The following is an 18,556-nucleotide window of genomic DNA, read 5'->3' as shown; positions in this document are numbered from 1 at the left end:
CGGATGCTTTCTGAATGGTCAGAACCTCCCGGTGTCGACCGGGTTGCTGACGCTTATGGCGGGCTCTTCTACTTGGCCGGCCTGCCTTTTGTGCAGCGCGACCGGGTGGGCCTCTTCGGGTTCGCGACCGGTGGGGTCTTCGTCCTAACGCTGGCCGAGCCACAAACACAGTCGAGCGTGGTCAACAACGAGAACCTCAGCTTCAAGGGAGGGGTCGTGTACTATGCGCCCTGTGCCGAGTTGATCCAGAAGCCTGCATTTCCGCTGCTGATCCTGGTGGGGCGGGACGACCAGCGGACGGGGGCGCACTGCGAAGAGGGCACCCGTCCAACGGGTGCGGACGGCAACCCTGTTGAGGTCCACGTCTACCCCGGTGTGAAGCACGGATTTGCCGACCCGCACTGGGGAGCGAGTGGGGAGATCCTCGGGTTTCCGGCCGCCTACGATTCCAGGGCGGCCGAGGATGCGCTGGCACGCGCTCACGGGTTCCTTGACCGGACCCTCAAGGGGAAGTCGCCGTGAGCCTTCTGATCACCCTGATGCTGGCAGGCGGGCTGTTGCTGGTGAACGGGGCGGCGGTGCTGGCCGAAACCCGGGTCGATCTTGCGCTGGTGCTGGCGGTTGATGTCTCCTTTTCCATGGAGCCGGATGAGCAGGACCTCCAGCGACGCGGCTTTGCCGCGTCGCTCCAGTCCCCCGAGGTCCATCAGGCGATCCGCCAGGGCCTGCTGGGGCGCATCGCCGTGGTCTACGTGGAATGGTCCGGAGCCTTCGATCAGGCGACAGTCGTCCCTTGGACCGTCATCGAGCAGCCTGCCGATGGCTTGGCCTTTGCCGAGCGGCTGTTGCAAAGCCCTGTCCACCGCATGGGCTACACCTCCATTTCGGGCGTCATCGACTTCGGCGTCCGGCAGCTTCGACAGGGCGGTGTGCAGGCGGATCGGCAGGTGATCGACATCTCGGGAGACGGGGCCAACAACACAGGCCGAACCGTGACCCTGGCCCGCGACGAGGCTCTGGCTCACGGCATCACCATCAACGGCCTGCCGATCATGCTGAAGCGGCCCAGTAGCCTCTGGGATATCGAGGACCTCGACCTCTATTTCCGCGACTGTGTTATCGGCGGCCCGGGTGCCTTCATGATCCTGGTGTGGGAGAAGGCGCAATTCGTCGAGGCCATCAAGGCCAAGATCATCCGGGAGATCACGGACCAGTGGCAGCCTCGCTCGCTTGTCCAGCCTGCTCAGGCCGTCTCAGCGGCGAACTGCCTGGCTGGCGAACAGCGCAGACACCAACCGACAGCCAAGTGACTGACGCAGACGCAGAGTTTCCTTGACCCGGCACTCGACAACACCGGGGGCACGGCTGGGCCTGGCCACCTCGCGGTGCCCAGGCCCTTCCCCTTCAGGGGAAGGGGCGCTGACCCGAGCCCGTAGATCACGGTGGCAGCCCTGCCTCCTCCAGCCAGCGCCTCAGATGCCGACGCAGCATTGGGTCGCGGTGACGCTCCTGGAACAGGAACCGTGAGACGGTGAAGTTCGGCTTGCCCGCCAAGGTCTCCTTGACCAGCCTGCCCGCCTCCTCCCGGCGTCCGAGTGCCATCAGCGCCGCAGCCCGATACAGGCGCGAGCGGAACGTCTGGAACACAAGCCGGCCCAGGGCCTCAAGGGCCTCCTCGTGGTGGCCCAGCGCATAGAGGGCGACGCCGCGCTCCTCGACGTACCACACCGGCAGCAGCGGATCGAGGGCCTCCGCCTCGTCCAGCAGCCGCAACGCCTCTTCCGGCTTGCCACTGAAGGTCATGACGGCCGCGCAGCGGGCCCTGATGTAGGCATCGGACGGGTTCAGCTCCATTGCCCGCCACATCAGCGTTGCCGCCTGGTCGAAGTCGCCCTTGAGCAGTTCGAAGAAAGAGGCGATCCGGTTGGCCTCGGCATCGCAGGGGTCCAGTTCCAGCGCACGGCGGATGTCGGGCTCGCCGCTCTCGGGGAAGCGGAACTCCGGGAGATCGGAAGCCGCGCAGACCCGCCAAGCGTAGGCCGCCGCGTAGCTCGGGTCGAGCTCGATGGCACGGGTGAACCACTCTACCGCCTCGCGGGAGTGCTCCTCCAGCACGCCGCCGAGGCGGTGGTGATCGATGCCGCGCAGCAGGCACTCGAAGGCCGACATGGTCGCGGGCGGCTTGCGCCGGGCCGTGATCATGCCGGCGTCTTCCACCCGGCCGAACACCGTCGCGGCGATCCTGGCTGCTGTCGCGTGGAGCAGGTCCAGGAGCTCGGCGAAGGGCCGGGCGAGCTTGTCGCTCCACACCACCGAGCCCTTCTCCGTCTCACTCAGGGTGAGGCCAATCCGGACCGGATCGCCGATCCTGCGGACCTGCCCCTCCAGGACGTACCGGACCCCGAGTGTATCGCCGACCTTGACCGGGTCGGCATCTGCCAAGGCGAAGCTGGCGCTGCGCGAGCTGACCAACAGGCGCCGGAAGCGGGCCAGCTCGACGATCAGCTCGTCCGTCAGCCCCTCGGCCAGGAAGCGCTGGTCCTCGTCCCCACCCATGACGCGGAAGGGCAGGACCGCGAGGGACAACGGACGCCTCTCGCCGGTGCTGGGAACCCGCGTCGGCGCGGATTGCAGCCGATGGCGCGCCATCTCCTCCCGCAGCCGATAGACGCGGATCGGCTCCGCCAGGTTTTTGAGGCGCCGCTCACCGAGATCGTCGAAGGCGAACGGCGAGTTGCGCCGGATGCTGTCGAAGAAAGCCGCGCTGACGCAGACGCTGTCGGGGTCCGCCTCCTGCTGGATGCGGGTCGCGACGTTCACCCCGTCGCCGACCAGATCGTCGCCCCGGACCACGACGTCCGCGAGATGAAGCCCAAAGCGCAGCCTGAGCGGATCATCCTCCGTGTCCCCTCCGGCAGCGAGCGCGCTGCGGATCTCGGCCGCGCAGCGCAGGGCATTGATCGGGCTGCCAAACTCCGCCAGCCAGGCATCGCCGGCCGTGTTGAAGATCCGGCCGCCGAGGGCGCCAACCTTGTCCTGGACCAGCTCCCGGCAGCAGTCGACCCGCTCGGCGGTATGCTCCTCCGCTTTCTCCATCAGGGACGAGTAGCCGACGATGTCGGCCACCATGATCGCGGCCAGGCGGCGCTCCATGCCAAGCTCCCGCGCATGCCGAACCCCCGCGTAGGACCACGTTGGCGCACCTGGCTGCAGTGCGGGGGCTGATGCTGCCGAACCAATCTACGCCCTGAGGGGCCGCAGATCGAGCCTCCTGCCGACGTCCGGCCTCGGTTCGACCCCCGCCAAAGGCCGCGGCATAGCACTCAGAGTAATCTGTGGGCTCCGATGCAATGTGCGTGGCGCGTCCCGGCCAAGACCGTTTGCTTACGCCGGCAACCCGGCCAGCTGAAGCCCTTCCCGCAAAAGCGCCTCGTCCTCCGGGCGCCGGAGGTACGAGGTGTCGACGAACCAGTCGACGTACTCGGGCGGTCCCGCATTCGGATCTCCGCGCCAGACCGGCCCGACGCTTTCCAGGAACCACCGAGCACATTGTTGGGCTTGCTCCGCCCGCCCCAGCAGGCCAAACGCTGCACTCAGCAGCAGCATGTCCCGGCGGTGCTGGGTGGGTTCCCCAGTTATGCGGTAGTGAAGTTGGGTAACGACGTCCTCGTAGCGCCGCAGGAGGAACAGCGCCCTAGCCTGGTAGTAGCTGTACCAGTGCGGATAGCGCGGGTTCAGGCGCCTAGCGAGCTCGGCGGCGGCCAAGCCTTTCGCCGGGTTCCCCAAGCACGCTTGGGCCCAAGCCCAGAAGATCTGGATGGTGGCGTCATTCGGGTTCATGGACTGCGCAAGGCCGAGATGGCGCTCGGCCCGGTCGAACTCGCGCCAGGTCAGGAACACGTAGCCCGCTGTCGACTGCACCCGTGGTTCGGTTGGATCGACCATCAGCGCCTGCTCGACGAGCCGGTGCGCCTCGATCCGGTTCGGATCCTGCTCACGCGGAAGCCCGACGCCCTCCTCGGCGGCCTGGTTGAGGTAACTGAACGCAAGGCCCGTGTACGCCCTGGCGAAGGTAGGATCGAGGTCCCGGGCCCGCTCGAAGAACGCTCGCGCCCGGGCCTGATTATCGTCCGTGTACACGTCGGTGAGGCGATGCCCTTGCAGGAAGAGATCATAGGCGCGCATGTCCTGCGGCGGCCGGCGGCGCGCCACCGCCTCGGCCTCCTCTTCGATGCGCCGGGCCACGGTTGCGACCACCCCGCGCGCGATCTCGTCCTGGATGGCGAACACGTCCTCGAACGAGCGGTCATACCGCTCAGCCCAGAGATGGGCGCCTGAGGCGGCGTTGATCAACTGCGCGGTGATCCGGACCCGGTCGCCGACCCGGCGCACGCTGCCCTCGACTACGTAGTCGGCGTTGAGCCCCCGCCCGACCTCCCGCACGTCGACGTCCTTGCCCCGGAACGAGAAGGAGGAATTTCGGGCAATGACGAGAAGCTCCCGGAAACGGGCGAGCTCGGTGATGATATCCTCGGTGATGCCATCGCTGAAGTAGACCTGCTCCGGGTCGCCGCCCATGTTCGTGAACGGCAGCACCGCCACGGCCGGCCGGTCGGCCCGGAGGATTTCCTTGCTGGATGGAATACGGGCCGGGGATCCCTGCCCGTTGATGGCTTTGACAGCGAAAGCCCGGACAGGCTCATCGATGTTCTTGACGCGTTGCGGTCCGAGATCCTCGAAGGTGACTGGCAGAGCCTTGCGCACATATTCCTGGGCTGTCGCCGACAGGCAGATGCCTCCTGGCCGGGACAGCGCCTGAAGCCGGGCCGCGATGTTGACCCCGTCGCCGAACAGATCGCCGCCCTTCACCATCACGTCACCCACATGCACCCCGATCCGGAAGTGCAGGCGCCGGGTCTCCGGCAGCTTGTCATTGGCGGACGCGAGCGCCTCCTGGGCTCTCAGTGCGCAGGTCACCGCATCAACGGCACTGGGAAACTCCGCCAGCACGCTGTCCCCCGCCGTGTTGGCGATCCGCCCCCGGTGTTCGGCGATGAGGCCGTCAAGGATGGCGCGATGCGACGTCAGCGTCTCAAAGGTCGCAGCCTCGTCCTCGCCCATGAGGCGGGAGTAGGCTTCCACGTCGGCCGCGAAGAGGGCGGCCAGCCGGCGCTCCATGACCGACACCTCCGGTCCGACAGGTCAGGTTGCACTTACCGGCCCACGGCCGCGATCCGTGCCGGTCCATGGTACAAAACCGCATAGGCAGCGTACAGCGCCCTGTTGCAACGCGGCGGCCTGATCGCGGTGCCTGGAGCGGGAACCCTGCGCGTCCCGACACCGCCCCGCATGGTGGCCACCGCCGGGAACCCGGTTACAGCGTGGCCGTTGACCCGAGCTTTGCCTTGCCTCGTGCCCCAGGAGCCCGGGATGGATGAGAAGCCACGCTGCCGCGTCCTCGTCGTCGAGGATGAAGCCATGATCGCCATGCTCGTCGAGGACATGGTGATCGACTTCGGCAGCGAGGTGGTTGGACCCGTCGCCAGGATGGACCAGGCCCTCAGCCTCGCGCTGTCGGCCGAGCTTGATGCGGCCATCCTCGACATCAATGTCGGTGGCTCCGTCGTCTTCCCGGTCGCCGAGATCTTGGACGGGCGCGGCGTCCCCATCATCTTCGCGACCGGCTACGGCCCGGCAGGCCTTCCCGCCCGCTTCCGCGGCAGCCCTGTTCTGCCCAAGCCCTTCAGCGGCCAATACCTGGCGGCCGCGCTTCGCAGCGCGCTCGCCGGCCGCCCCTGCCATACCGAAGCGGTCTGACCGTCACCCCGAACCTGAAGGCCCTAGGGCACGTCCGCTCCGCCTGCGGGCGGACGTTTACCGTCCCAACACGAGAGCGGCCGCCGTTGGGCGGCCGCTCCTTTGGAATTCGATGGCCAGGATGGTCAAGCGGCCTTCTGGTTGACCTTGCTTTCCGCCATGGCGGTGAGCTTCTGGTCAGTCGCCTTCTCCTCATCGAGGGTCTGCTGCAAAACGCTGGCGCAGTCATTCCGGCCAAGCTGCTTGGCCCACGCGATCAGGGTGCCGTAGCGGGTGATCTCGTAGTGCTCCACCGCCTGCGCGGCGGCCAGCAGCGCGGCGTCCAGCACCTCCTTGTCCGCGACGTCACCGGCGACCTCGTTGGCCTCCTTGATGATGCCGTCAATAGCTGGGCAGTCCACGCCCTTGGGGGTGTGTCCGTGCATCTGGAACACCTGCTCCAGCCGCTTGATCTGGTTCTGGGTCTCGGCGAGGTGGGTCTGGAAGCCCTGCTTGAGCTGCGGGTCGGTCGCCTTCTCGATCATCGTCGGCAGCGCCTTCGTGATCTGGTTCTCGGCGTAGTAGATGTCCTGCAAGGTGTGGACGAAGAGATCGTCGAGCGATTTGATGTCTTTCGAGAAAAGGCCCATGGCGACTGTCCTTCCATTGTGTGGAGGGCTGCCGACGGCCGTGCGGGATGCCTGCGCAGCCGTCGGCAGCCCAGGCGGAAAGGTAACGTCACAGCCGCGCAACGGTTCGGCTGGGCGGGCAGGGGCGGACCGGGTTCCGCCCGGTTCCGCTCCCCTGAGCAGGCTCACTCCCGCGCGAGGGTCTCCAGGATCAGCCGCCGGTGGACGTGCCATTGCTCAAGGGCCTGTTCCAGAGACCGGAGCAACTCCTCGGCGAGCGCCGTGTCACGGCCTTCCCCGGCCATGCGCTCGATGAGCGCCTTCTGGGCGGCCAAGCGGCTCTCGCCTTCGGCAATGTGCCGTTCCGCCTTGGCAAGGTGCTCGCTTTCCATGGAAGGGTCGGTCTTCGCCTTGGTACCTCGCTCAGGAGCAATCGATAAGATCCGAAAGGGCCTGCACCAGGTCCTCCAACGGATAGTGCTTCTCTCAGGACGCGAAACCTTGGCCGCTCTCAGGCATTAACATGGGTTAGCAACGACAACGGACAGGCTCATGGCAGTGCATCAGTTTCGTCTCGGTGATCGCGTCAAGCTTTCCACCTTCTCTAGCGCGAACACCGCCGAAGCCTTTCTCAACCTCGTGGTTCCTGTCGACGTGCGGAGGTTCGCCTCCGACGTGTGGGAAGTGACGCGCCTGCTGCCGCCCGACGGCACCGGGGCGCAGTACCACGTACGGTCGGAGCGCGACGGGATGCAGAGGCGCGTGCACGAGGAGCAATTAGCTCCCGCCCACTGAGGCCGCTCAACTAAGGAGTTTCCCTGAGTTGGGACGATCCCGGTGCCAGTCCATGCTCCCCGGAGAATGACCGGTGCAAGGCAGGCCGTTGACGGCCCGCCGATAACTCCCAGTTTATCAAGCTTAAGAGTTCGGCTCCGGCACCGTGGCTTGGAACCGCACGGAAAAACCGAGACCCCACGGCCCTGAATGCCTCAAGCCCACAAAGAGGGATCAGCATGGTTCAGCAGCTGACCACCGGCGAGCGTCAGAACGCCCTGGTTATCCTTGTTTGCATCTTCGTCGCCGGCATAGCCATGGCGGCAGCCGGTGGCTCCGATCCACTTGGCATGCACGGGGTGCTCGTCCTGCTCTTCGGCGGGGGCCTCGCCGCCCTGGTCATGCGGTCGTACTACGAGCCCGAGCCGACCCAGGATCGTCCCTCGCACTATTACGACGACCCGACCAAGGTCGGCATTGCCCTGACGCTGGCCTGGGCGATCTTCGGCATGTTCATGGGGGTCTGGACAGCCGCCCAGCTGGCGTGGCCCGACCTCGCGTTCGACGCCGGCTGGTCGACCTTCGGACGCCTGCGCCCGACGCACACGACCGGCGTGATCTTCGGCTTCGGCGGCAACGCCCTCATCGCCACCTCCTTCCACGTTGTGCAGCGCACCTCACGCGCCCGCCTGGCGGGCCAGGTCAGCCCGTGGTTCGTGCTGCTCGGCTTCAACCTGTTCTGCCTCCTCGCCGTCACCGGCTACTTCATGGGCGTGACCCAGTCGAAGGAGTACGCGGAGGCAGAATGGTACGCCGACCTGTGGCTGGTGGTCGTCTGGGTCACCTACTTCGTGCTCTTCCTGCGCACCATCGCCCGGCGCAAGGAGCCGCACATCTACGTCGCCAACTGGTACTTCATGGCCTTCATCGTCGTGGTGGCGATCCTCCACATCGTCAACAACCTCGCCATCCCGGTCTCGTTCGGGCAGGCCAAGAGCTACACGATCTGGGCCGGCGTGCAGGACTCGATGGTGCAGTGGTGGTACGGCCACAACGCCGTCGCCTTCTTCCTCACCGCCGGCTTCTTGGCGATGCTCTATTACTACCTGCCGGTGCGGGCGCAGCGGCCGATCTTCTCCTACCGGCTCTCGATCCTCAGCTTCTGGGGCATCACCTTCTTCTACATGTGGGCCGGGTCGCACCACCTGCACTACACCGCCCTGCCCCACTGGGTGCAAAACCTCGGCATGACATTCTCGGTGATGCTGCTGGTCCCATCATGGGCCTCGGCGGGCAATGCGCTGCTCACCCTCAACGGTGCCTGGCAGAAGGTTAGGGACGACGCGACCCTGCGCTTCATCTTTGTTGCGGTGGTCTTCTACGGCCTGTCGACCTTCGAGGGCTCGTTCCTGGCGATCCGGCCGGTCAACGCACTCTCGCACTACACTGACTGGACCGTCGGCCACGTCCACGCCGGAGCGCTCGGCTGGGTGGCGTTCATCACCTTCGGGTCGATCTACACCCTGGTGCCCTCGCTCTGGAAGCGCGAGCGCATGTATTCGCCGGCGCTGGTCGAGGTCCACTTCTGGCTGGCGGTGGCCGGCACGCTCATCTACGTCTTCTCGATGTGGAACTCGGGCATCCTCCAGGGGCTGATGTGGCGCACCTACACGCAGGAGGGCACGCTCGCCTATTCCTTCCTCGACTCTCTTGTCGCCATGTACCCGTATTACATCGCGCGTGCCTTCGGCGGCCTGCTGTTCCTGCTCGGCGCCATTGTCGCCGCCTTCAACATCTGGATGACGGTGCGCGCGGTGCCCGCCGCCGTGGACCGCCGGGCGGACGTGCCGGACACGGGATTGGCGCCCGGCGCCGCAGCGACCCCGGCGGAGTGACATCATGGCTGAACTGTTCCACCGCAAGTTAGAGCGCACCGCCATCGGCTTCGTCGTCGCGATCATCGCCGCCGCCAGCGTCGGCGGCCTCGTCGAGATCGCGCCGCTCTTCACCATCCACACAACCGTCGAGGAGGCGCCGGACATGCGCCTCTACACCCCGCTGGAGCTGGCCGGGCGCAACATCTATGTCCGCGAGGGCTGCTACGCCTGCCACAGCCAGATGATCCGCACCCTGCGCGACGAGGTCGAGCGCTACGGCCCGTACTCGCTGGCGGTCGAGTCCAAGTACGACCACCCGATGCTGTGGGGCTCGAAGCGCACCGGCCCGGACCTCGCCCGCATCGGCGGCAAGTACTCAGACTTCTGGCACGTCGCGCACCTGACCAATCCGCGCAGCGTGGTGCCGGAGTCGAACATGCCGGCCTACAGCTTCCTCGCCCGCACCGCCCTGGAGACGGGGGACCTCGGACGGCACCTGCGGGCGCAGCGGTCGCTCGGCGTGCCGTATACCGATGCCATGATCGCCAACGCCGCCGGCGACGCCTTCGGGCAGGCAGCGCCCGACAGCCCGTTCGCCGCCGGTGTCACCGAACGCTACGGCGAGAAGACCCAGGTCAGCGCCTTCGACGGGGTGGTCACCCAGCTCACCGAGATGGACGCGCTGGTCGCCTATCTTCAGGTGCTCGGGCGGCTGACCGATGCCGCCTATTCCAACACGGCCGCGCCGGAACAGGCGCCCAATCCCACCAATTGATGAGGACGAAGGAGGTCAGTTCATGGACATCGACCACGACACCCTCGTCGGCTTCGCCAAGAGCTGGGGGCTGTTTTATTTCATCGCCTTCAGCATCTGCGTGGTGGTCTACGCGTTCTGGCCGTCGAACCGGAAGCGTTTCGATGACGCCAAACGCAACATTCTCGATGGGGACGACCGGCCATGGCAGTAGAGGAACGCGATCCCGTCAGCGGCCGCGAGACGACGGGACACGAATGGAACGGCATCAAGGAGCTCGACACGCCGGTGCCGCGCGGCGTGCTGATGTTCATCATCGTCACGCATGTGTGGGCGCTGCTCTGGTGGATCCTGATGCCGACCTGGCCGATGGTCACCACCTACACCAAGGGCATCCTGGGGATCGACCAACGCCAGGCCGTGCAGCAGGATCTGGTCGCAGCCCAGGCCGAGCGCGCGGCCTGGATGAAGGCCATCGAGACGGACAGCTACGAGCAGATCCAAGCCAACGCGGACCTGATGAGGGTCGTCCGCTCAACGGGGCGCCAGCTGTTCGGCGACAACTGTGCCGCCTGCCACGGGGCTGACGGACGGGGCCGCGCCAACTATCCCGACCTGACGGATGACGACTGGCTCTGGGGCGGTGAGGTGGACAAGATCGCCGAGACCATGCGGATTGGCATCAACTCTACCCATCAGAACACCCGGGTCGCGCAGATGCCGGCCTTCGGACGCGACGCGATCCTGGACCGCAGCCAAGTCGCGAACGTCGCGACCTACGTGCAATCCCTGTCCAATCCGGCCGTGTCGACGCCACAGAACGGCCCCCAGATCCATGCCGGCAAGGAAATCTTCCTCACCACCTGCGCCGCCTGCCATGGCGAGGATGGCAAAGGCAACCGCGAGGTCGGCGCTCCCAACCTGACCGATCAGTTCTGGCTTTACGGCGGCGACCTGCAGACCATCATCAACACGATCCATGGTGGGCGGCAGGGCCACATGCCGACCTGGGATGAGCGCCTGACCCCAGCGGAGATCAAGATCCTGGCGCTGTACGTCAACTCGCTGAGGGACGCGAAGCGATGACGGCCGGTCCCGTGGCAAAGCGGACCAGGTGGCCCTTGCTGTCCTGGTTCCTGGCGGCCGCTGTGCTGCTCGTCGTGGTTGCTGCCAACGCGCATCTTGTCTACGTCGCGGTGGCCTCCCAGCCCGACTGCGTCGCCCACCTGAAGGAGGCTGGCTCCCAGGCCGGCGCGTACCGGGCGGCGAAGCCCGCCTGCTGAGGAAGATCGAGCGATGCACGATTTTGGGGAAGGCAGATGAGCGAAGCGGACGAGTCCTACGGCCTTTTGAGCGAGACCTCCAGCATCGATGAGACGCGCAATCCGGCGCGGCAGCGCCACCTGCCGGCGCAGGCTGCGCTCGACTGGCTGCGGGCGGGCTGGCGCGACCTGCTGGTCCGGCCGGGCCTCAGCCTGGCCTATGGCGTCGCCGTCTTCGTGATCACCGCCCTCCTCGCCTGGGCGCTGATCGCCTCAGGGCGGGATTACATCCTGTTCCCCGCCATCGCCGGCTACATGATCGTGGCGCCCGTGCTGGCCATCGGCCTCTACGAGAAGAGCCGCGCTCTGGAGGCCGGCGAGCAGCCGACGCTGCGCACCATGCTGCTCGTGCGGCCGCAGGCCGGGGCGCAGATCTTCTACACCGGACTGCTGCTCTGCCTGCTGATGCTGCTCTGGAACCGGGCCGCGGTCCTGGTGTACGCCCTGTTCTTCGGCGTCCGGGCCTTCCCCGGACTTGACGGGGTCGCCGCTATGCTCCTCACGACGCCGGTCGGCTGGGCGATGCTGATCGTCGGCACGCTCATCGGCGGGTTGTTCGCGGCCTTCGGGTTCGCAATCAGCGTGTTCTCGATTCCCATGCTGCTGGACCAGCGCACGGATGCCCTGACGGCGATGGGCACGAGCATGGCCATGGTGTGGAACAATCTCACCCCGATGATCGCCTGGGGCGCCGTCGTGCTGGCGCTGTTCGCGGCCAGCGCCGTGACAGGCTTCCTCGGCTTCATCGTCATCTTTCCACTGCTGGGCCATGCCACGTGGCATGCCTACCGGGCGATGCGCTGATGCGGCCCCCGCAAGACCGACCAGTCGGCGGACGGCGATGACCTGTTGCGCGCCCATCGACGTGCAGGTGGCGCTCGGGGGCGCCGGGCAACCTGGTTGCTCGCCGGACGAGATCCGGCTCGCCAGCCGCGACCTCGGCGACGGCGCGCGCCAGACCGACCTTTCCGTGCCGGGAGTCCATTGCGCCGCCTGCATCGCGGCGGTCGAGCGGACGCTGAGGAAGCTGCCCGGCATCGAGGCCGCCCGGGTCAACCTGTCCATGAAGCGGGTCGCCGTCACCTGGCGCAGCGCCGACGGAGCACCGCCCGACCTGATCGGCGCCCTGCGCGGCATCGGCTACGAGGCGCACCTGTTCGCCATCGAGCGGGACGCGAAGGATCCGGAGCTGGCCCGCCTCGTCAAGGCACTTGCGCTCGCAGGCTTCTGCGCGATGAACATCATGATGCTGTCGGTGTCGGTCTGGGCAGGAGCCGACGCCGGCACGCGCCAGGCCTTCCACCTCATCTCGGCCCTGCTCGCCCTTCCGGCCCTCCTCTACTCCGGCCGGATCTTCTATGCCTCAGCCTGGTCCGCGCTGCGGCATGGCCGCACCAACATGGACGTGCCGATCTCCATCGGCGTGTCGCTCGCCTTCGCCCTCAGCCTCTACGACACGCTCCACAACGCGCCGCACGCCTACTTCGACGCGGCGACCTCGCTGCTGTTCTTCCTGCTCATTGGCCGCACGCTCGACCACATGATGCGGGAGCGCGCCCGTTCCGCCGTCGCGGGCCTGGCGCGGCTTGCCCCCGCCGGCGCCACGGTCATCCGGGACGGGCGGCCGCTCTACGTCCCGGTATCCGAGGTCGAGCCAGGTGCCGCGGTGCTCGTCGCCGCGGGCGAGCGCATCCCTGTCGACGGCGTGGTCGACCAGGGCACATCCGAGCTCGACTGCTCCCTCGTTTCCGGGGAAACCGCCCCCCGAAAGGCTGCGCCGGGCGAAGTGGTCCAAGCGGGCGTGATGAACCTCACGGGGCCGCTGACAGTCCAGGCCACCGCACGGGCGGAGGATTCGTTCCTGGCGGAGATGGTCCGCATGATGGAGGCGGCCGAGGGCGGGCGGGCCCGGTACCGGCGGCTGGCCGACCGCGCCTCCGCACTCTATTCTCCTGTCGTCCACACGCTGGCCCTGCTGTCCTTTATGGGCTGGCTGGTCGCCACCGGGGACTGGCATGCGTCCACCACCATCGCCATCGCCGTCCTGATCATCACCTGCCCGTGCGCACTGGGCCTAGCGGTTCCCATCGTGCAGGTCGTCGCCGCACGCCGCCTGTTCGAGAGCGGGATCATGGTCAAGGACGGCTCCGCCCTGGAGCGCCTGGCCGAGATCGACGCCGTGGCCTTCGACAAGACCGGCACCCTGACGCTGGGCAAGCCCACCCTGGTCAACGCGAACGAGGTGGCACCATCGGCGCTGCGGACCGCCCTGGGAATGACTATGGGCTCGCGCCATCCGGCGGCACGGGCGATTGCCGAAGCCGCGGCGGAACGGGTGGGCGACGTTCCTTCATTCGACCGGATCGACGAGGTCCCGGGCCTCGGGCTCGAAGCCCGGCTCGGCGACGCCGCGTACCGGCTCGGCCGGCCGGAATGGGCGGCAGGGCAATGGGTTGAGGACACCTCCGCAGCCGCCTCGATCTCGGTCCTGGCGCGAGATGGCGAACCGCTGGCGACTTTCGTGCTGGAGGACCGGGTCCGCCGCGAGGCGCGGGAGTCGGTGGGCAATCTGGTGCGTCAGGGACTGACGGTCGAAGTCCTCTCGGGCGACCGTGAGGCCGTGGTCAAGGACCTGGCGTCGAGGCTCGGGATCCGTGACTTCGCGGCAGGGCTCCTGCCCGCGGACAAGGTGGCGCGGGTCGCGGCGCATGAGACCGCAGGCCGACATCTCCTGATGGTCGGGGACGGCCTGAACGACGCACCCGCCCTGTCGGCTGCCTACGTGTCCATGGCTCCCGCGACCGCGGCCGACATCGGCCGCAATGCCGCGGATTTCGTGTTCTTGAACGAGAGCCTGTCCGCCGTTGGCGACGCGCTCGGGATCTCACGCCGGTCCCGCCGGTTGATCCTCCAGAACTTTGCCCTGGCAGTCGGCTACAATGCCCTGGCGGTGCCGGTGGCCGTGCTGGGCTATGTGACACCCCTCGTCGCGGCGGTCGCGATGTCGTCGTCCTCGATCATCGTCGTCGCCAACGCCATGAGGCTGTCACCGGCGCGCAGGGCCGCATGAGGCCGAGCACCCGGAGGAGGATCGGATGGGTTCCATGTGGTGGTTGATCCTCATTGCGCTCGGCATGGGACTGGCCGGCCTGGCCGCCTTCCTGTGGTCCCTCCGCAACGGGCAATACGACGATCTGGATGGAGCGGCGGAACGGGTCCTGCTCGAAGAGGATCCGAGCGACGAAGGTCGGGCCCGTCCGGAAAGCTGATGGTCCCCGCATCTCGGGCCCCGTTCGGCACCGCGGCGCGCAGCCTCTGTCAGACGAGGTCGCGGATCACAGCCACCAGCGTCATGCCGAGTGCCGCGAGGCTCGGCACCAGCACGGCGGCGCCCGAAGCCAAGGCGAGGATCGCCACCCAGTCGAACGGCTTGTCAACGAAACGAGGCACGATCCTCTCATCCTTTCCCAATGACACCCAACGGCTTCCAAACCGCTTCCGTTCCAGCGGCTGCCTCAAGCGGTTCGATGCCTCCAGCCCAAGGAGCACGGAAGCCGGGAATGGGATCACAGCCGCTGGCCGGCAGGTTGGGACGCAGGCATCGACGAATCCGACAGGACACCTGAAGCAGAAGGAGCAGCCTACCGGATCCGCAGCATTCTTGAAAGTCTACGGGATATTCCTGAGCCACCACGGGCTCCGGGCTTGAGGCAGATCAACCCCTTGCGTTGTGCCGGCGGCGTAAGGTTGTGCGGTTCTCAAACCATCAGGCGACGCCATGCCCACGATCACAGGACCGATCCTCGTCGTCGACGATGATGCCGCGGTCCGGCAGTCATTGAAGTTCGCCCTGGAGCAGGAAGGCCTGGAGGTGCGCCTCTACGAGAGTGGCGCCCAACTCCTCGCCGATGGTGAGCTGCCTTTGTCCGGCTGCCTTGTCGTCGACCTTACGATGCCGGGCATGGACGGCATCGACCTCGTGAGCAGGCTTCGGGAGCATCACATTGACCTCCCTGCGATTCTGATCACCACACCAGGTTCCCCCTATCTGCAGGAGCGCGCCCTGAGGGCGGGCTTCCGGCTGGTGCTGGAAAAGCCCCTGGAGGACAGTGCTCTGCTTGACGGCATCACCGGTGCGCTGGCGGCCTCCAAGTAGGACTGCTTGGAACGGGAATGTGAGTGCGCCCTGGCGCGCGGCGGCTTGAACTCACCAGCGGGAGATCCCGCTGACGGTTTCCCTTACTGCCCGGCCTCGACATGGGAATCGAACGGCTTGGCATGCCCATTGAAAATCGCGGCAAACGACACGCTGAAGACAAGCTCACCTGCGGCGTTCTCGACCTCGATGGTGCAATCATGGGGGTTTCGACCTCGGACAACGAACGCGCCATCGAGGTCCCGCGCCGCGCGCACGGCCTCGTTGTGAGCCGTCACCGCATCGGGGAAGTCGAGGCCCAAGCTATCGTGGCTCAGGGTCTCGCCGCGGCAGCGGACATGAAAGAAAAAGCGGGGCATGGCCTTTCGGGGGCTCGTCAATCGTTGGCTTGATCCCCTCCGTCCCAAGTTGGGATGGACACCGTGGGGATCAAGCCGCCGCCAGGATCTCGTCGGCCGGTCCGAAGAACTCGTAGTGGATGCGGTTCGACCGGACGCCTGCCAGGGCCAGTCCGCCCACGAATGCCTTCAGGAACGGCCGCGGACCGCACAGGTAGTAGCCGGCCTCGTCCAGCGCCGTGTTCGCCCGCAGCCAGTCCACCGTGACCAGGCCTTCATGATCGTAGTCATCTCCGAGCCGATCCTCGGGCCGCGGCTCGACGTAGAAGGTTGTCGCGCGGATGTTGGGGTAGGCCTCGGCCAGGGACCGGACACGGTCCCTCATCGCATGGGTCGAGCCGTTCAGCGTGCCATGCACGTAATGGACGGCCTTGTTGGGATACCTTGCGGCGATGGTCTCCAGCATGCTCATCATCGGCGTCAGGCCGACGCCGCCGCTCAGCAGTACGACCGGCCTCGGAGACTCCTCGTTGAGGAAGAACTCGCCCGCGGGCGGCGCCACCTTCAGGATCTGACCGACCTCGGTCCTGTCGTGCAGCCAGGATGATGCGATGCCCTGCGGCTCGCGCTTGACCGAGATGCGGTAGGTCTCGCCGTTCGGCGCGCTGGAGATGCTGTAGTTGCGCTTGAGCGGATGCTGGCCCGGCACCTCGATCCAGAAGGTCAGGTACTGGCCGGGCCGGTGCCGCAGGACCGGTCCGCCGTCCTCGGGCCGCAGCACGAAGGAGGTGATGATCTCGCTCTCTTGGCTCTTGCTCTCGATCCGGAAGGCGCGCCAGCCGTTCCAGCCGCCAGGCGCGGCGGCCAGGCTGGCGTAGATGGCCTTCTCACGTCCGATCAGCACGTGCGCCAGGAACCAGTAGGCCTCGCCCCAGGCGGCAAGGATCTCGTCCGTGGCGGCATCCCCGAGCACGTCCTTGATCGCGCCGAGCAGCGCCTCGGCGACATGCGGGTAGTGCTCGGGCAGGATGGTCAGCCCCACGTGCTTCTGCGCGATCCGCTCGACGGCCGGTGCCAGCGCGCCGAGATTGTCGATGTTTTGGGCATAGGCGAGGATGGCCGACGCCAGGGCCTTGGGCTGGGAGCCTGTCTCGCCATGGTGCGACTGGTTGAAGAGGTCGCGGATCTCCGTGTTCTGGAACATGCGCTCATACATGCGCTTCGTGACCGCCAGCCCATGCTCCTGAAGTGCGGGAACGGTGGCCTTCACGAGGTGAATGGTCGTGTCGCTCAATGTGTCCGTCATGGGATGACCTCCTGGGATGCAGCATCACGGGCCAGGTCGGCATCCGTGTGGCACGCCTTTCGCCCCAGGCGTTACGCCGTCGGGTCCGTCCCCGAAACTAAGGGATTGCCCTGATCACCGTTGGTCGCAGGTTCATCCCATCCTGGTCATTGACGCCGTGCGACCGTCGTCGGGATCCCAGCGCCACGGGCCGCCTTGTCGACCGCCACCAGGACGTCCAGCGCCCGCCACGGCTTGGGCATGAAGCGCGCCGTCTTTGGCAATCCGTCCTTCGGCAACCGCACACGCCCGGAGGTGACGAGCACCCGGATGTGGGGCCAGCGCGCCGCGCAGGCGAGCGTGAGGTCAACGCCGTCCGCCCTGCCCGGCAGGGTCACGTCGGTGAAGACCATCACCACCTCGTCGGCATGGTCCTGCAGGAAGGCCAACGCCGCATCGGCGGTCTCCACCTCGACGACCTCCAGATCGGTCTCCTCGATCACCGTCGCGGCCAGGTGGCGCAGCTCCGCCTCATCCTCGACCACAAGCACCTTCCGCCGGATCGCCTGACCCATCATCGTCTCCTTGAAAATGGCTTGAAGAACGCAACAAGACAGGAACACCCAGGCCGACAGTGGCACCAGGGCAGGATCCCACGCAACATGGGTCCCAACATCGGGCGGACACCCATGTTCCGGCCGCAGGGCGAAAATTCCACCCGGAGCAGCCCGGATCCGTGGCGCCGGTCGCGACAATTCGGCACCGGTCAGCCAAGTTCCGACAAGGCCTGTGTCGACGGTGCCTGCGCTTGTGGAGCTGACAGGGTCACCGGCTGAAAATCTTTGGGAGTTGGTGTTGCCATGATATGAGCCGGCACCTGTGGAGCGCACGAGGTGGGGCCGAGATGGCAGATGGTGGGATCTCAGATCGGCACGGCATGACGGCGGAGGCGGAGCTGCGCCTGCTGGCCGAATACTGCACTGATGTCATCGCCCGCGTCGGGGCGGACATGACCTTCAGCTATATCTCGCCGTCGGCGGAAAGAATGTTTCGTCGGCCCGTGTCCGAGATCACCGGACATCCTGTGCGCGAGTTCGTCTGTCCTGAGGATTTGCCGGTCATCGCCGCCGCGACGGCGCGTCTGGTGGCCGGGGAGGTTGACAGCTCGACCGTCACGGTCCGGGCCATTTGCGGCGATGGGAGCTTGGTGTGGGTTGAGGTCACGTCCCGGCCCATCGGCGACCATGCCCTCGGCCAGCCCGGCGACCGGGCCGTGGTGATGCGGGACGTGAGCGCGCGCAAGGCGCTGGAGGATCAACTGACCGCGATGGCGACGAAGGATGGCCTGACCGGCCTCGCTAACCGCCGCTCGTTCGATGAAGCGCTGGCCTGGGAATGGCGCCGCACGGTTCGCGAGAAGACCCAGATGTCGCTCCTCCTCCTCGACATTGATCACTTCAAGGGCTTCAATGACGCCTATGGCCATCTGGTGGGTGACGATTGCCTCCGGGCGGTCGCGGCCGCCCTCCAAAGCCTGACGCCCGGCCCAGGAGATCTCATCGCCCGCTACGGCGGAGAGGAGATCGCGATCATCCTGGCACGAGCCGATGCGCAGGGTGCGGCCA

At 66.8% G+C, this 18,556-nt stretch carries 22 protein-coding genes; 14 read left to right on the top strand and 8 right to left on the bottom strand.

The features are described 5' to 3' along the window. Positions 1-3: 3 nt before the first annotated feature. Complete coding sequence (locus OC446_RS22710; RefSeq protein WP_262031288.1) at positions 4-522, top strand: dienelactone hydrolase family protein; 519 nt, start codon at positions 4-6, stop codon at positions 520-522. Continuing rightward, the gene (locus OC446_RS22705) at positions 519-1,310 is read left to right on the top strand and encodes a DUF1194 domain-containing protein (protein ID WP_262031287.1); all 792 of its coding nucleotides are present in this window, start codon (positions 519-521) and stop codon (positions 1,308-1,310) included. The genes OC446_RS22710 and OC446_RS22705 overlap by 4 nt, the downstream gene beginning before the upstream one ends. A gap of 127 nt (positions 1,311-1,437) precedes the next feature. Here OC446_RS22705 and OC446_RS22700 read toward each other — a convergent pair whose 3' ends face one another. Together OC446_RS22700 and OC446_RS22695 are read right to left on the bottom strand one after the other, a co-directional pair. Next, the gene (locus tag OC446_RS22700; protein ID WP_262031286.1) at positions 1,438-3,153 is read right to left on the bottom strand and encodes an adenylate/guanylate cyclase domain-containing protein; all 1,716 of its coding nucleotides are present in this window, start codon (positions 3,151-3,153) and stop codon (positions 1,438-1,440) included. Between the two features lie 231 nt (positions 3,154-3,384). Then, positions 3,385-5,178 (bottom strand): adenylate/guanylate cyclase domain-containing protein, encoded by a 1,794-nt coding sequence (locus tag OC446_RS22695; RefSeq protein ID WP_262031285.1) that lies wholly within the window; start codon positions 5,176-5,178, stop codon positions 3,385-3,387. Positions 5,179-5,430: 252 nt separating this feature from the next. Here OC446_RS22695 and OC446_RS22690 point away from each other — a divergent pair, with 252 nt between their 5' ends. Continuing rightward, on the top strand, positions 5,431-5,817 hold the full coding sequence (locus tag OC446_RS22690; protein ID WP_262031284.1) for a response regulator: 387 nt from the start codon (positions 5,431-5,433) through the stop codon (positions 5,815-5,817). 125 nt (positions 5,818-5,942) lie between these two features. Here the strand turns inward: OC446_RS22690 and OC446_RS22685 are convergent, their stop codons facing one another. Next, positions 5,943-6,446 (bottom strand): ferritin-like domain-containing protein, encoded by a 504-nt coding sequence (locus OC446_RS22685; RefSeq protein WP_262031283.1) that lies wholly within the window; start codon positions 6,444-6,446, stop codon positions 5,943-5,945. A gap of 164 nt (positions 6,447-6,610) precedes the next feature. Next, a complete protein-coding gene (locus OC446_RS22680) occupies positions 6,611-6,817 on the bottom strand; it encodes a hypothetical protein (protein WP_262031282.1) in 207 nt (68 codons plus the stop codon). 160 nt (positions 6,818-6,977) lie between these two features. Between OC446_RS22680 and OC446_RS22675 the strand changes: the two genes are divergently transcribed. From OC446_RS22675 to ccoS, 9 genes are all read left to right on the top strand, one after another. Continuing rightward, on the top strand, positions 6,978-7,220 hold the full coding sequence (locus tag OC446_RS22675) for a hypothetical protein (protein ID WP_262031281.1): 243 nt from the start codon (positions 6,978-6,980) through the stop codon (positions 7,218-7,220). Between the two features lie 218 nt (positions 7,221-7,438). Then, a complete protein-coding gene (gene ccoN / locus OC446_RS22670) occupies positions 7,439-9,094 on the top strand; it encodes a cytochrome-c oxidase, cbb3-type subunit I (protein ID WP_262031280.1) in 1,656 nt (551 codons plus the stop codon). A gap of 4 nt (positions 9,095-9,098) precedes the next feature. Continuing rightward, positions 9,099-9,851 (top strand): cytochrome-c oxidase, cbb3-type subunit II, encoded by a 753-nt coding sequence (gene ccoO, locus OC446_RS22665; RefSeq protein WP_262031279.1) that lies wholly within the window; start codon positions 9,099-9,101, stop codon positions 9,849-9,851. A gap of 22 nt (positions 9,852-9,873) precedes the next feature. Beyond that, a complete protein-coding gene (locus OC446_RS22660; RefSeq protein WP_262031278.1) occupies positions 9,874-10,044 on the top strand; it encodes a cbb3-type cytochrome c oxidase subunit 3 in 171 nt (56 codons plus the stop codon). Beyond that, the gene (gene ccoP / locus OC446_RS22655; protein WP_262031277.1) at positions 10,035-10,916 is read left to right on the top strand and encodes a cytochrome-c oxidase, cbb3-type subunit III; all 882 of its coding nucleotides are present in this window, start codon (positions 10,035-10,037) and stop codon (positions 10,914-10,916) included. The genes OC446_RS22660 and ccoP overlap by 10 nt, the downstream gene beginning before the upstream one ends. 35 nt (positions 10,917-10,951) lie before the next feature. Then, the gene (locus OC446_RS22650; RefSeq protein ID WP_315986531.1) at positions 10,952-11,113 is read left to right on the top strand and encodes a hypothetical protein; all 162 of its coding nucleotides are present in this window, start codon (positions 10,952-10,954) and stop codon (positions 11,111-11,113) included. A 36-nt stretch (positions 11,114-11,149) separates the two neighbouring features. Beyond that, positions 11,150-11,956, top strand: a complete 807-nt coding sequence (locus OC446_RS22645) for a DUF2189 domain-containing protein (protein ID WP_262031275.1) — start codon at positions 11,150-11,152, stop codon at positions 11,954-11,956. A 37-nt stretch (positions 11,957-11,993) separates the two neighbouring features. Beyond that, entirely contained in the window at positions 11,994-14,222 is a 2,229-nt protein-coding gene (locus tag OC446_RS22640) for a heavy metal translocating P-type ATPase (protein ID WP_262031274.1), read from the top strand. 34 nt (positions 14,223-14,256) lie between these two features. Beyond that, positions 14,257-14,421 (top strand): cbb3-type cytochrome oxidase assembly protein CcoS, encoded by a 165-nt coding sequence (gene ccoS, locus OC446_RS22635; RefSeq protein WP_410055115.1) that lies wholly within the window; start codon positions 14,257-14,259, stop codon positions 14,419-14,421. A 49-nt stretch (positions 14,422-14,470) separates the two neighbouring features. Here ccoS and OC446_RS22630 read toward each other — a convergent pair whose 3' ends face one another. Then, positions 14,471-14,602, bottom strand: a complete 132-nt coding sequence (locus OC446_RS22630; RefSeq protein ID WP_262031272.1) for a hypothetical protein — start codon at positions 14,600-14,602, stop codon at positions 14,471-14,473. Between the two features lie 328 nt (positions 14,603-14,930). Between OC446_RS22630 and OC446_RS22625 the strand changes: the two genes are divergently transcribed. Beyond that, positions 14,931-15,308 carry a response regulator transcription factor gene (locus tag OC446_RS22625; protein WP_262031271.1) on the top strand — a complete coding sequence of 126 codons (378 nt, stop codon included), beginning with the start codon at positions 14,931-14,933 and terminating at the stop codon, positions 15,306-15,308. A gap of 83 nt (positions 15,309-15,391) precedes the next feature. Here OC446_RS22625 and OC446_RS22620 read toward each other — a convergent pair whose 3' ends face one another. The 3 genes from OC446_RS22620 to OC446_RS22610 form a co-directional block, all read right to left on the bottom strand. Then, the gene (locus tag OC446_RS22620; RefSeq protein ID WP_262031270.1) at positions 15,392-15,667 is read right to left on the bottom strand and encodes a DUF6894 family protein; all 276 of its coding nucleotides are present in this window, start codon (positions 15,665-15,667) and stop codon (positions 15,392-15,394) included. Positions 15,668-15,737: 70 nt separating this feature from the next. After that, on the bottom strand, positions 15,738-16,952 hold the full coding sequence (hmpA, locus tag OC446_RS22615; RefSeq protein ID WP_262031269.1) for an NO-inducible flavohemoprotein: 1,215 nt from the start codon (positions 16,950-16,952) through the stop codon (positions 15,738-15,740). 146 nt (positions 16,953-17,098) lie between these two features. Continuing rightward, positions 17,099-17,509, bottom strand: a complete 411-nt coding sequence (locus OC446_RS22610; protein ID WP_262031268.1) for a response regulator — start codon at positions 17,507-17,509, stop codon at positions 17,099-17,101. A gap of 326 nt (positions 17,510-17,835) precedes the next feature. Here OC446_RS22610 and OC446_RS30875 point away from each other — a divergent pair. Beyond that, a partial coding sequence (locus OC446_RS30875; RefSeq protein ID WP_315986530.1) for a diguanylate cyclase domain-containing protein occupies positions 17,836-18,556 on the top strand: 721 nt, incomplete at its 3' end.

The organism is Microvirga sp. Mcv34, assembly GCF_024519725.1.
Classification (GTDB): domain Bacteria; phylum Pseudomonadota; class Alphaproteobacteria; order Rhizobiales; family Beijerinckiaceae; genus Microvirga.
Note: the sequence above shows the minus strand (reverse complement) of the source record. Positions and strands in the feature narration are given on the sequence as shown.

Coding starts and splice junctions, on each gene's coding strand:
- OC446_RS22710 (WP_262031288.1), top strand. CDS start 4: ATGCTTTCTGAATGGTCAGAACCTCCCGGTGTCGACCGGGTTGCTGAC.
- OC446_RS22700 (WP_262031286.1), bottom strand. CDS start 3,153: ATGGAGCGCCGCCTGGCCGCGATCATGGTGGCCGACATCGTCGGCTAC.
- OC446_RS22695 (WP_262031285.1), bottom strand. CDS start 5,178: ATGGAGCGCCGGCTGGCCGCCCTCTTCGCGGCCGACGTGGAAGCCTAC.
- OC446_RS22690 (WP_262031284.1), top strand. CDS start 5,431: ATGGATGAGAAGCCACGCTGCCGCGTCCTCGTCGTCGAGGATGAAGCC.
- OC446_RS22685 (WP_262031283.1), bottom strand. CDS start 6,446: ATGGGCCTTTTCTCGAAAGACATCAAATCGCTCGACGATCTCTTCGTC.
- OC446_RS22680 (WP_262031282.1), bottom strand. CDS start 6,817: ATGGAAAGCGAGCACCTTGCCAAGGCGGAACGGCACATTGCCGAAGGC.
- OC446_RS22675 (WP_262031281.1), top strand. CDS start 6,978: ATGGCAGTGCATCAGTTTCGTCTCGGTGATCGCGTCAAGCTTTCCACC.
- ccoN (WP_262031280.1), top strand. CDS start 7,439: ATGGTTCAGCAGCTGACCACCGGCGAGCGTCAGAACGCCCTGGTTATC.
- ccoO (WP_262031279.1), top strand. CDS start 9,099: ATGGCTGAACTGTTCCACCGCAAGTTAGAGCGCACCGCCATCGGCTTC.
- OC446_RS22660 (WP_262031278.1), top strand. CDS start 9,874: ATGGACATCGACCACGACACCCTCGTCGGCTTCGCCAAGAGCTGGGGG.
- ccoP (WP_262031277.1), top strand. CDS start 10,035: ATGGCAGTAGAGGAACGCGATCCCGTCAGCGGCCGCGAGACGACGGGA.
- OC446_RS22645 (WP_262031275.1), top strand. CDS start 11,150: ATGAGCGAAGCGGACGAGTCCTACGGCCTTTTGAGCGAGACCTCCAGC.
- OC446_RS22640 (WP_262031274.1), top strand. CDS start 11,994: ATGACCTGTTGCGCGCCCATCGACGTGCAGGTGGCGCTCGGGGGCGCC.
- ccoS (WP_410055115.1), top strand. CDS start 14,257: ATGTGGTGGTTGATCCTCATTGCGCTCGGCATGGGACTGGCCGGCCTG.
- OC446_RS22625 (WP_262031271.1), top strand. CDS start 14,931: ATGCCCACGATCACAGGACCGATCCTCGTCGTCGACGATGATGCCGCG.
- OC446_RS22620 (WP_262031270.1), bottom strand. CDS start 15,667: ATGCCCCGCTTTTTCTTTCATGTCCGCTGCCGCGGCGAGACCCTGAGC.
- hmpA (WP_262031269.1), bottom strand. CDS start 16,952: ATGACGGACACATTGAGCGACACGACCATTCACCTCGTGAAGGCCACC.
- OC446_RS22610 (WP_262031268.1), bottom strand. CDS start 17,509: ATGATGGGTCAGGCGATCCGGCGGAAGGTGCTTGTGGTCGAGGATGAG.